Genomic DNA, 11482 nt, shown 5'->3' with positions numbered 1-11482 from the left:
ACGACTTACTCTTATTGCTGGTGGATTAAGACACTTTCTTGCCATTGACGTGGCAGCTTACGTGCGGACTTTTCCCAAGCTGAGAAGTCAGTCACTGGGTGAACATTGCTGTATTGGTCATTAGCAATTAGCTTGTCTTGCACTGCTTGAGGCAGTGTGATGTTGGTGCGGATTGGACGCGCATAACCTTCTGCTAAGTTGATTTGCCCTTGATCGCTGAAGATGTATTCACGAGCAAGCTTTGCTGCATTAGGGTTCTTCGCGTATTTATTGATTATGGTTGTATAACCAGAAATCACAGAGCCATCTTGAGGAATGCTCACTGTAAAGCGGTCGCGGTCAATTTTGTCGCGGTAGTTCAATGCATTGAAGTCCCACATGATCGCCACTTCAACTTCGCCTTTTTCTAGGTTGGCGATGTTCGGATCGGTAAATGAAAGACGACCTTGCTTCGCGAGTTCAGAAAAGAATTTGAGCGCAGGCTTGAGGTTGGATTCATCCCCACCGTTGGCGAAAGCTGCGGCGAGAACCGCGTTGTTTGCCTGTGCTGCTACGCCTACGTCACCTACGGTCACTTTGTAGTCGCCTTTTAATAGGTCATCCCACGTTTTTGGCGCGTCTTTTACGAGGTTATTGTTGGAGATAAAAGAAATAGTGCCAGTGTAGGCAAGTGCCCAATGACCATCTTCGTCTTTTGCCCAATCTGGGATGTCATTCCAAGTTGTTGGTTTATATGGCTGAGTGACGCCTTTTTTAACCGCTACACGTGCGAAGGCAAAGCCTACGTCACCAATGTCTGCGGTCGCGTTTTTCTTCTCAGCTTCGAATTTTGCGATTTCTTGAGCCGAGCTCATATCCGTGTCTTGGTGCTTAAGGTTGTAATTTGACTTTAAATCAGCCCAAGTGTCTTTCCAGTTTGCCCAACTGTCAGGCATACCCACACTGTAAACCGCCCCTTCTTTTTGTGCTGCTGCTACCAAAGATTCAATATCGGCTTCTTTCGCTACTGTTGGCGTAGCGAGCGTTACCGCAATGATTGCCGCTGGTGCGGTAATTGAACGACTTAGCAAAGTTTTCATTGTCTCCATCCTTCTGGACTAGGTCAGTAAGTTCGCTTTGTATGCTATGGATGGAATGTGACGATTTAGCGCAAGTAATTTGACAGTTTTGCTGATTTTATATGGCACTTATATTTCATACGTTCAGTATGTGTTCTGTTGATTAATGTCATATTTTTGTTACGTAAACGCCTTATGTTATTCGTCAAATTATCGTTGGACTAGATCAGAATGAGAGCGACAGGCACCGGACAATTTGGTACCCAATTAGGAAAAATTAGAAGCAGCTTAAAACAGCAGATTCTTTCCGGCATCATGTCGGAAGGACAAAAACTGCCGTCAGAGAGAGAGCTCAGTGAGCTGTTTTCTACAACTCGAATCACTATCAAAGATGCGTTGGTGTCTTTAGAAACTGAAGGTCTTATTTATCGAGAAGAGCGCCGGGGTTGGTATGTATCTCCTGAGCGTATCTGTTACAACCCGTTGTCTCGTTCTCACTTCCATCAGATGATTCGAGAGCAGCATCGTATTGCAGAAACTAAGTTACTCAACGTGCGAAGTGAAATGGCCGCAGGTGAGTATGCCAAATCGTTAGAGGTGGAGCTAATTACCCCAATTTATGTAATTGAACGGTTACGTTTTATTGATGGGCGAGCGGTATTGTTTGTTGAGAACGTGCTCAAAGCGGCACTGTTTGAGGGTATATTGTTTGAGAACCTCACCATGTCCCTGACGGGCATTTATCGTGAGAAGTATGGTTACGAGACAAAGCGCTCTCGTTTTGATGTGATTCCCACGTCAGCTCCTGCTCATGTCGCTAAGGCGTTGAACCTAGTTGAAGGACAACCCGTTCTGAAAATTCGGCGGGTAAACTACAAACAAGATGGGCATTTAATGGACTGCGAATTCGAGTATTGGCGTCCAGACGCAGTGATGATTCGCATTGATAGCGTAGGATAAAGCGCAGAATTAAAAAGAGCCCAATGAAGGGCTCTTTTTCGCATATTGGTTAGAGAGGCGGTTTAAACGAGGCCTTGCTCTTTCGCCATTCTGCTTGCAATGCCGGGTGCTTTCCAAATGCTTGGCAGCAAAATGAAAGACACAGGTACGGCGGTAATCACAATGAAAGACTGCAATGCAGAAATACCACCAGAGCCCATTGAGATAAGCGCAATAGCGACAATACCCATAATCAGCCCCCAGAACGAGCGAATCACTGCGTTTGGTTCTGTTGAGCCCGTCATCACTACACTTATTGTGTAAGTCATCGAGTCACCCGTCGTCACGATAAATGTTGTCGTTAAGATCAGGAAAAGAACCGAAATGATCATTGGGTAAGGTAATTCACCAGTAATCGCTAGCAGTGCTGCAGGCAAGTTAAAGCCTTCAAACGCAGATGAAATCAAACCAGGGTTATCAAGTTCAAACGCAAGGCCACTGCCACCAACGATACTAAACCAGAAGCAAGTAATCAGCGGTGCCGCGATGCTAATAGACATGATTAATTGGCGAATTGTACGACCACGAGAGATACGAGCAATAAAGATCGCCATCATTGGGCCATAACCGATAAACCAACCCCAGAAGAATACTGTCCACCAACTTAGCCAGCCTGTATCACCACGGTAAAGTGCCATAGGGAAGAAGTTATCCACCATACGACCAACGCCTTGCACGTAGCCATCAACGATAAAGCTTGTCGGCCCGAAGAACAGGATGTAACCAATTAATAGTACAGACAAAATGATGTTGTAACGACTGACGATTTGAATACCCTTGCTCAATCCGCTCAGTGCGGAAAGGGTATACATCAGGATCGCCGCCATAATAACCATACTTTGCGTTACGAACGTATCTGGCAGGCCAAACAATGAGTTTAGCGCGTAGCTAATTTGTAAACCTAAGAAGCCGATAGGACCGATGGTTCCTGCTGCTACTGCAATGATGCTACATGCGTCAGCAACATCACCAATCCAGCCTTTAATGGCTTTATCACCAAACACAGGGTAAAGCAGAGTACGCGGCTTAAGAGGCAGGCCTTTATCGTAATGCAAGTGCATTAAGACAATGGAAGATAGACCACCAAGGATCGCCCAAGCTAAGAAGCCCCAGTGCATAAAAGACTGAGATAGGGCATTGATTGCGGCAGTTTTCGGTGAGGCTTCCCCGTATAGAGGCGGAGCAGTCACAAAGTGCGCGATAGGCTCAGCTGCGGCCCAGAACACACCACCACCTGCAAGTAGAGTACAGAGTACGATTGACAACCACTTAAAGTTATCAATATCAGGTTTCGCTAGACCACCTAGGCGCACATAACCAGTGCGACCAAACGCAAGAGCCAAACCAATTAGGAAATTCAGAAGAAGCAGTACTTGCCAGTAAGCTCCGAAATATTTAGTAGCAAAGCCGAAGCCGGTGTTAACCATTGCGGTTAGAGAGTCGGTATTCGTTAGAGCAAGTAAAACGAATAGAGTGAGGAAGCTACCACTTAACCAAAAGACAGGATTGGTGAGTTCGAGGCGCTTGAGTAAAGATGGGGGATGAATAGCAGAATAGTCAGCATCCTGAATAGGCGCTGTGTGGGAGGCGGCATTCGTCATATTTGACATAATTACTTCGCTTTTTAGGGCTATGAAGCCGTGCATTTCCCCTCACATCGTTTCGACGAAAAGTGTGAGGATGTTCAAAAAGCCGATGATGTTAACATGTCGAAGTTGCAAATATAACCTTAGATTTCGATTAATTTTTAACAGGTTAGCCAAGTTGCTGATTTTTGGGTAGAGATCAAAAGAAAGAGTTTTTACGTGAAATGCACCGCATTTCGTATGTAATTAACATTTCCCTTGTTTTTGCATGGGATTATCAGGATTACATTGAGAAAACATGTTTTTCCCAAGCTAAGGTTTAACTCGATGGCTCACTTCGAACTTAACGGGCAGTGGATGCTTACCTCGCCACAGCGCCCCAATCTTGAAATTCCAATGTTTATTCCGGGCGATAATGTGTCGGCGCTTTTACAAGCAGAGCAGATTCCAGATCCTTATTTTGCCGATAATGAAAACAAAGTTCGATGGATTGAAGAGTGTGAGTGGCATATCTCACGTGAGTTTGACGTCGACGCGTTTACGTTGTCTGCCAAGCAAATTTGGATGACGCTAACTCGTGTCGATACATTGGCAACCTTCTATGTTAATGGTGAGCTAGCACTAACTTGCAGCAACATGTTTACCCAGCAACGTGTGGATATTAAACCGCATTTAAAGCAAGGTACTAACACGATTCGGGTTGAGTTTGCTCGGGCGGATTTAGAAGGTATCGCAAGAGCAAAAAAACTGCCATTTCCTATTCCATCGGCAATGGGCAACAACCAAATTCCACACATGAACTTGATCCGCAAAACACAATGCCATTCCGGATGGGACTGGGGCATTTGCTTGATGGTATCGGGTATTTACGACCCCATTCAAATCGACATTGTGAATGAGCTTTGGCTCAAAGGCTTCTCGACAGAGCAGCAATGGCAAGCCGATGGGAGTGTGTTTCTTGATGTAGTAGTTGAAGTGGAAACGGACAGTCAACGCCATGAAATGATGGTTGAATTTAATGGTGGGCGTCAATGTATTCAAACAAAAGGAAGTGGTCACTATCATTGCCAGTTCCACATTTTGGAGCCTCAACGCTGGTGGCCATCGGGTTATGGCGAAGCGTATCTCTATCCCATTACCATTTCTTGCAGAGAGCAAAAGTTAACGCACAACATTGGTTTGCGTCAGTTAACCCTAAATAACCAAGCTGATGAGCACGGCTCTGCAATGGAATTTATCGTCAATGGCGTACCGATTAATGCTAAAGGTGCCAACTGGATCCCTATTGACGCAATGCCGGGGCGAGAGTACGAAACACGTTATCGCAACCTTTTGCAAAGTGCGGTTGACGCCAACATGAACATGATTCGCGTATGGGGCGGTGGTCAGTACGAGAGTGAAACCTTTTATAACCTTTGTGATGAACTTGGTTTGTTGGTGTGGCAAGACATGATGTTCGCCTGCTCGTTGTACCCATCAAACGACGAGTTTTTAAAAGACGTAGAAGAAGAACTTAGATTCCAAATCCCGAGGCTTAAGAAGCACCCATCAATCGCACTTTGGTGTGGTGACAATGAAGTGATTGGAGCTATTGGTTGGTATGACGAATCTAAGCGCAGCAAAGTCAAATACACGGTTAACTACGATCGCCTCAACCGCATGATTGAGAAGGAGATTACCGAGCAAGATAGCACTCGCCGTTTCTGGCCAAGTTCCTCATGTAATGGTGAACTGGATTTCGGTGATGCGTGGCATGATGATAGTAAAGGCGATATGCACTTTTGGGACGTTTGGCATTCAGGAAAATCATTCAGTGCTTACGTTGACGTGAATCCTCGTTTTTGCTCTGAGTTTGGTTTTCAATCTTGGCCATCTTTTGCTGAAGTTAAGCGGTTTGTCCCTGAGCAAGACTGGAATATTACATCCCCAACTTTCGAACAACATCAGAAGAACCCTCGAGGTCATAGTATTATTACAGAGATGTTCACGCGCTATTTTCGTTTTCCCTCTGGATTCGAGAGCATGCTGTATTTAAGTCAAGTTCAGCAGGCAATCGCGATCAAAACTGCATGCGATCATTGGCGTGCCATTTCTCCAGTTTGTCGCGGCATGCTGTACTGGCAACTCAACGACAATTGGCCTGTCAGTTCTTGGTCTAGTTTGGAATACAGTGGTCGATGGAAGCAGTTGCACTACCATGCGAAGCGATTTTTTGCGCCACAGTATTTGGTATTTTCCGAGCATACAGGCAAGTTGAGCCTACATTTGCTCAATGATGCCAAAGAGTCCGCAAGCGTCAACGCACTGCTTAAGTGGGTAGATTGGCAAGGGGAAGAAAAGCAATGTTGGAGCTTAGAACAAACAGTCATAGCAGACAGCAATACGATTTTGTGGCAATTGGATGAATCGATCGAGAAGGACGAACTTACGTCAGGCTTCTTCTATGTTGAAGCGCAAATCGGTGAAGACAGAATAAGCAACACATGGTTTAGTACTCACGAGCTAAAAACCTTGCCGATAGCGAAAGCCAATATAGGTGTCTCTATTGAAGGGAGGAAAATTACATTGATTGCGGATAAGCCTGCGTTTTTTGTTCATTTGGAGAGTGATGCTGATGGAAGGTTCAGTGACTCTAGTTTTACTCTGTTGGCCAAGGTTCCAATGACGGTTGAGTATTTAGGTGATGATGTTTCAGGTATGCAGCAGTCGTTGAGGGTATGCCACCTTAATGATTAAAGCGGGCATAGAACATCTACATGCTGATAACTAAAAAGGGAGCGTTTGCTCCCTTTTTAGTTACCAAGTATCCGTTATTAAGCTCAGGTTGAGACAGAAGTTTATTTAAGTTTCTGATGGACCCGATAGCTAACGACAAAGCCAATGTAGAATAGTGCAGCAAGAGTAATCACTGCCGTCGCGTACGCCAGCAGGCTGTTTAACCCTAAACCAAAAGCCAAAGTGAAGGCGATACCATGAATGGCTTCCGCAGGGATTCGGTACCAAGCAGCGTGGACGGAAGATCCGAAGAGGATAAAGGTACTAAGTAAGACAATCGTGCCGCCTATAAAGCCGACCCATCTGCTGTTGTTCATGTTGCAGTCTCAGGGGTTACCGAGGTAACGTAACAAAATATTTCAGAGTCGTATTATACAACCGAGAGAGGGTATGGGTGGTAGAAATATTTGCCTCACAAACTAAGAGGCCATCTAAGTGGCCTCTTTTTAACCGATTTAACGGCATCCGTTATGACGCAAAGGTGTGAGGCTTGTAAGAAACCTAACCTTTGGCATTCGTTTGGGGTTGTGCTTTTGGTCGTATCGTCCAATCACCACCAAGCGATTTGTAGAGCGTAATCGTAGCTTGTGCGGTTTGTAACTTTGCCGCGACTTGCTGATCTTGCATCATGCGTTGCTGACGTTGCGCATCTAAAACCGATAAGTGATCAATCAAGCCAGCGCGGTACAGTGACTTGGCTTTGTTGACGGCGTTATTGGTGGCTTTCAATGCATCATCGATTCGGCGCTGACTTTCTTGGCTGCGACCATAAGCAAACAGTGTGGATTCGGTTTCTGCTAAAGCCGCCTCGACCGTATGTTGATAAGACAATGTCGCCGAATCAAAACGCGCTTGGTTGATGGCTTCAATCGCTTCGCCACGCCCCCCATCGAACAAGTTCCAGCTTACGCCAGCCGCACCCATCCAACCGAAAGAATCGCTACTGAAGAGATCGTCAAAGCTTGACGCCGACAACCCCGGAGCGCCCGTCAAAAAGAACTTCGGATATTGATCAGCAACGCTTGCTGCTAACTCTTCATTGAGCGCGGCCATTTCACGCTCGGCTAAGCGAATATCGGTACGACGTTTCAATAGATCGGAAGGTAAACCGACCGGCACCATGTCCTGCATGACAGGTACACTATGCTGCTTAGATAGGCGGATTTCGACTTGTGTTAGCGGCTCACCAAGCAATACTGCTAAACGATGTTTGTGCGCTTGTTGGGCAATCTCTAACTGCGGAACGAGCGATTCCATTGCCGCAAGTGTGGCCTTCGTTTGGGCTAAATCGAGATCAGAACCGTAGCCGCTGCGCACGACTTTTTCGACGAGATCAAGTGTACGTCGTTGATCTTCTAAGTTCGACTTTGCCAACTCAAGGCGTTCGCTTGCGCCTTGGTATTGCAAGTAGTTATGAATCAAATCCGCCGTGATCACCGTGTTCAAGCCGTTTTGATAAATTTGAGCTTGTTCGAGATGAATTTGTGCCGCGTTTGCTTGGCGGTCGATACGCCCAAACAGATCAGCCTCCCAAGCCATACTCGCGCCTGCAAATACGCCATCGTGCTGATTATCCATTAGGGTGACGTTACCAATTTGAGGTGGCAGACCCGGCATGGAATCACTGAGTGGATTCAATATCGGACCGAGTGAAGAGTCATTTTTGCTGAACTGATAGTTCATGTAAACCGCACTAAGATTAATTGTCGGTACCTTGAATGACTCCACCATGGTTTTATAGTTGTTGGCCATTTTCACCCGCTCGGCCGCCACTTTCAGCGGAATGTTTTGGTTCTGCATGTCTTGAACCATTTGATTCAACACCGGATCGTGAAACTTAGTCCACCAAAACTCAACGTGTTGTAAATCGGTACTCAACCCTGCATTTTCGGCGTTCAAGTAGGTTTCTGCCATACTGGTGGTCGGTGCTTGGTAGTCTGGTCCCACCGCACAGCCCGCTAAACTTAGGGCTAGAACGACAGGCGTTAGAATGAATTTTTTCACGATGACGCCTCCTCTAGCTCAGCGTTGGTTTGTGTGGATGGTACTTTTTCTTTGTAAGCAAGGCGATACAGTGCAGGCATGACAAACAGTGACAATATGGTTGCGGCTGCCAAGCCTCCGATGATGGTTGCGGCCATTTGGTCAAACAGCAGGTCTGACAGCAGCGGGATCATGCCGAGCGCGGTCGTTAACGCACCCATAGAAATGGCCATAGTACGGTTGATCGTGGCTTCTTTGATCGCGTCAGACAAGCTCTTGCCATTTGTGCGTTCGAGCTCAATTTGATCCATTAGTACGATGCCATTTTTGATGATCATCCCGGTCAGTGTAATAGCTCCGATTAGCGCCATAAAGCCAAATGGTTTATCGAATCCAAGCAGAGCAAACACCGCCCCTGATGCTGCCAGTGGTAGCGTTGCGAGGATGATGATTGGCTGCTTAAAGCCGTTGAACATCGCGACTAAAATGATCACCATGATCAGCATTGCTTTTGGTTGCTGCTTCATGATGTCGGTGACCGCTTTGTCTTCATCGTAATATTCGCCGCCCCATTCCATGCTGTAACCCGCCGGAAGTTGGATAGCTTCAACCTGATCTTTAATGGCATTTCTTACGTTCGCTGGTGTGGAGTCTCGGCTCACACCCGCTTGAACCGTGATGGTTTTCACGCGGTCGCGTTGCCAAATCATGCTCTCTTCGGTGACCAGTTCGAATCCATCCACCACTTGACCAAGCGGAACGCTGTTAAAGCCAAGTAGCGAGCGCACAGGTAGCGTTTCTAGTGACGCCATGTTTTGCGATGTGCCACGTAGCTGAATTGGAATCAACTCATCATTCAGGTTCATTTGTCCGAGCGGCATGCCGTCTGATGCGCGTTTTAGCGCGAAAGCGACATCGGCGCGGTTAATGCCTGCTTGACGCATTTTGTCTTGGTTTAGAATCGGCTTGAGCACTTTGCTTTCTTGGCGCCAATCATCGCGAATGTATTTTGCATCAGGGTTTGAAGCAAAAATCGTTTTCGTTTCCGCCGCTAGTTGATGCAATACGGTTTCATCCGGACCAGAAAAACGCACTTCAACCGCGAACTTATCTTTGGTTGCCAGCTTCAGCGCTCGAAAGCGAGGTTCGGCATCAGGAAACGCCTCTTTCAGCCAATCATCCCCACGCGTTACCAAGTGGCTGATGCTCTCGTAGTCTTTGGTGTTGATCAGAATCTGGCCGTAGGCAGGGTCGAGCGGCTCAGGCTCTACCGTTACCGAGAAGCGAGGTGCACTGGTGCCGACGTAGCTAGAGATACTTTCCACTTCTGGTTGTGCGACCAACCATTCTTCAACTTTGCGCATGTCTGCCGAGGTTTGTTCAATCTTGGCACCATTGGGTAGCCAGTAATCGAGAAACACAATTGAGCGATCCGACTGAGGAATAAAGTTCACGGCCACATACGGGATTGCCACGGCGGTGACTAAAATCAACGGAACCAAAGCGGCTAAAGCTTTACGCGGGTTGTCCACCGTCCAGAATACCAACTGTTTATAACGGCTCGGTTTGGTCTCTTCGCTGTTAGCTTTTGGCTTGATGAACATCCACGCCATTAATACTGTAAACGTCATCGCGACGATCCATGAAAGCAACAGTGACGATGCCACAATGTAGAACACAGAGCTCGCAAACTCGGCGGAGTCGGTTTTGGAGAACAACACTGGGCTTGCACCCATAATCGCGATGATAGTTGCGCCTAAAAGTGGCACGGCGGTCTCTTTGACGGAATCAATCGCGGCGCGAGTTCGCTCGATACCTTTGTTGAGCTTGGCGATCATCATATCGGTGATCACAATGGCGTTATCCACCAACATGCCCAGTGCGAGAATAAACGTACCTAGCGAGACACGGTGCAAATCGATGCTGGCGATGTTCATGTATACAAGCGTGAGCAAAATCGTCAGGAGCAAGCTTGCGCCAACGATGGTTGCACTCTTAAAGCCCATGAAAACCAACAACACCACAAAAACAATCGCGACACTTTCAAGCAGGTTGCCAACAAAGTCGTCGATAGACTTTTGTACTTCTTCAGGTTGATAAGCAACGGTCGAGATGTCGACACCCAGCGGCAGCGTTGCCTGGTAGTTAGCGATGATGTCTTGAATCGTATCGCCAAGTGACACCACGTTAATGCCTTGAACTGGGCTCACCGCCAAGGTGACAGCGGGCTCTCCGTTGTAGCGGTTTTCTGCCAATGCTGGTGTTTGATAACCCATGGTGATGTCGGCGATGTCACCAAGACGAATCAACCCCGAGCCAAACTCGCCGGTGCCACCATTGATGATTAAATTGCGAATGTCTTCTAGAGACTGAAACTCACTGGTTTGCGCAATACGAATACGCTCTGTACCTGCATCGAATTTTCCCGCTTCGAACGTGCTGTTTTGTGTGCTCAGTTGGTTCCAAACTTGTGCTATCGACAAACCATATTGAGCCAAGCGCTCGTCTGGCATATCGATATGTACAACGCGAGGTTGAATGCCGTGTAGCTCGATCTTTTTGATGCCGTCGACGGCTTTGATTTGGCGTTGCAGCTCTTTGGCGTAGCGACGCAACTCTTCTGGCGCAGCATCTGTGCTGTGGATAGAGAAAAGCATGCCGTAGACTTCAGAGAACTCGTCTTGCACTACGCTGATCTGTGCACTGGAAGGCAGCTGCAGTTTTACATCGTCCACTTTGCGTCTCAATAAGTCCCATTCCTGCGGAAGTGCTTTGGAATTAAGGCTCTCTTTGAGGTCAACAAAGACCATAGACAAACCTGGGCGAGACAATGAGCGCAAGCGATCCAACTCTGCCATTTCCTGCAATTTGGTTTCCACGGTATCGGTGACTTGGTGCTCGACTTCTTCGGCAGACGCACCCGGATAAAGGGTCACGACTACCGCAGTTTTTACCGTAAAGCTCGGGTCTTCCAACTTGCCTAAGTCGAAGTAAGAATAGATGCCAGCGATCACGCTCAATACGATAAAGAACAGAACGAACTTACGTTGGCGAATCGCGAATTCAGCTAAATTGATCATG

At 47.0% G+C, this 11482-nt stretch carries 7 protein-coding genes; 2 read left to right on the top strand and 5 right to left on the bottom strand.

Annotated features, from left to right (window positions below):
• Positions 1-11: 11 nt before the first annotated feature.
• Positions 12-1079 (bottom strand): ABC transporter substrate-binding protein, encoded by a 1068-nt coding sequence (locus H9L11_RS15540; protein WP_005373851.1) that lies wholly within the window; start codon positions 1077-1079, stop codon positions 12-14.
• A 210-nt stretch (positions 1080-1289) separates the two neighbouring features.
• Here H9L11_RS15540 and H9L11_RS15535 point away from each other — a divergent pair, with 210 nt between their 5' ends.
• A complete protein-coding gene (locus tag H9L11_RS15535) occupies positions 1290-2018 on the top strand; it encodes a UTRA domain-containing protein (protein ID WP_033906315.1) in 729 nt (242 codons plus the stop codon).
• 62 nt (positions 2019-2080) lie between these two features.
• On the opposite strand, the gene H9L11_RS15530 is transcribed toward H9L11_RS15535, so the two are convergent.
• Complete coding sequence (locus H9L11_RS15530; protein ID WP_005373846.1) at positions 2081-3667, bottom strand: BCCT family transporter; 1587 nt, start codon at positions 3665-3667, stop codon at positions 2081-2083.
• A 303-nt stretch (positions 3668-3970) separates the two neighbouring features.
• On the opposite strand from H9L11_RS15530, the gene H9L11_RS15525 reads away from it, so the two are divergent.
• Positions 3971-6379 (top strand): glycoside hydrolase family 2 protein, encoded by a 2409-nt coding sequence (locus H9L11_RS15525; protein WP_033906316.1) that lies wholly within the window; start codon positions 3971-3973, stop codon positions 6377-6379.
• A gap of 101 nt (positions 6380-6480) precedes the next feature.
• Here H9L11_RS15525 and H9L11_RS15520 read toward each other — a convergent pair whose 3' ends face one another.
• From H9L11_RS15520 to H9L11_RS15510, 3 genes are all read right to left on the bottom strand, one after another.
• Positions 6481-6735 carry a hypothetical protein gene (locus H9L11_RS15520; protein WP_005387084.1) on the bottom strand — a complete coding sequence of 85 codons (255 nt, stop codon included), beginning with the start codon at positions 6733-6735 and terminating at the stop codon, positions 6481-6483.
• A 184-nt stretch (positions 6736-6919) separates the two neighbouring features.
• A complete protein-coding gene (locus tag H9L11_RS15515; RefSeq protein WP_033906317.1) occupies positions 6920-8422 on the bottom strand; it encodes an efflux transporter outer membrane subunit in 1503 nt (500 codons plus the stop codon).
• Positions 8419-11481, bottom strand: coding sequence for an efflux RND transporter permease subunit (locus H9L11_RS15510; protein ID WP_172563715.1), 3063 nt, complete (start codon positions 11479-11481; stop codon positions 8419-8421). Before H9L11_RS15510 ends, H9L11_RS15515 begins: the two co-directional genes overlap by 4 nt.
• Position 11482 lies beyond the last annotated feature (1 nt).

It is taken from the genome of Vibrio sp. sp1 (assembly GCF_016920955.1).
GTDB lineage: Bacteria > Pseudomonadota > Gammaproteobacteria > Enterobacterales > Vibrionaceae > Vibrio > Vibrio alginolyticus.
This window is presented reverse-complemented; position numbering and strand designations above follow the sequence as displayed.

Coding starts and splice junctions, on each gene's coding strand:
- H9L11_RS15540 (WP_005373851.1), bottom strand. CDS start 1,079: ATGAAAACTTTGCTAAGTCGTTCAATTACCGCACCAGCGGCAATCATT.
- H9L11_RS15535 (WP_033906315.1), top strand. CDS start 1,290: ATGAGAGCGACAGGCACCGGACAATTTGGTACCCAATTAGGAAAAATT.
- H9L11_RS15530 (WP_005373846.1), bottom strand. CDS start 3,667: ATGTCAAATATGACGAATGCCGCCTCCCACACAGCGCCTATTCAGGAT.
- H9L11_RS15525 (WP_033906316.1), top strand. CDS start 3,971: ATGGCTCACTTCGAACTTAACGGGCAGTGGATGCTTACCTCGCCACAG.
- H9L11_RS15520 (WP_005387084.1), bottom strand. CDS start 6,735: ATGAACAACAGCAGATGGGTCGGCTTTATAGGCGGCACGATTGTCTTA.
- H9L11_RS15510 (WP_172563715.1), bottom strand. CDS start 11,481: ATGATCAATTTAGCTGAATTCGCGATTCGCCAACGTAAGTTCGTTCTG.